The sequence below is a fragment of the Lysobacter sp. TAB13 genome (assembly GCF_052113885.1).
GTDB classification, from domain to species: domain Bacteria; phylum Pseudomonadota; class Gammaproteobacteria; order Xanthomonadales; family Xanthomonadaceae; genus Lysobacter; species Lysobacter gummosus.
In genome coordinates this window covers 1-350 of sequence record NZ_JBFRDR010000450.1, presented here as the reverse complement: position 1 = coordinate 350, position 350 = coordinate 1, and the positions used below count along the sequence as shown (strand labels likewise).

The 350-nt window shown below is 67.4% G+C and carries 1 protein-coding gene; it reads left to right on the top strand.

Features of this window, described 5'->3' with window-relative positions; all coding sequences use genetic code 11:
• Positions 1–350: helix-turn-helix domain-containing protein (locus AB4Y92_RS26910; RefSeq protein WP_441822400.1), on the top strand; the 350-nt coding region annotated here is incomplete at both ends.

The following is a 350-nucleotide window of genomic DNA, read 5'->3' as shown; positions in this document are numbered from 1 at the left end:
TTTCCTGGCCGGCTTGCGCTTGCGGATGTGGCAGCACTGTCCGACCTGCCGAAGACGACGGCACATAGATTGCTGAAAGGACTGGTCAAGGCCGAGCTCGCCAGCGGCGGGCAAGGCGGGCGCGCCTATTCCGTCGGCCCCCGGCTTTCGCGCATCCTTCACGCCACTGCCGAGGACGGATGGCTCGAGGCGCTGGCTCGTCCAACACTTGCCGCGCTTGCAGAGGATTCCGGCGAGGCCTGCTATCTCACCAAGCTCGTCGGCAGCCGCGTCCTCGTCGCAGTGTCGCAGGCTCCCGAGGTGCGCTGGCGCAGCTACGTCCAGCCCGGCATCGAGATGCCTCCTCACGC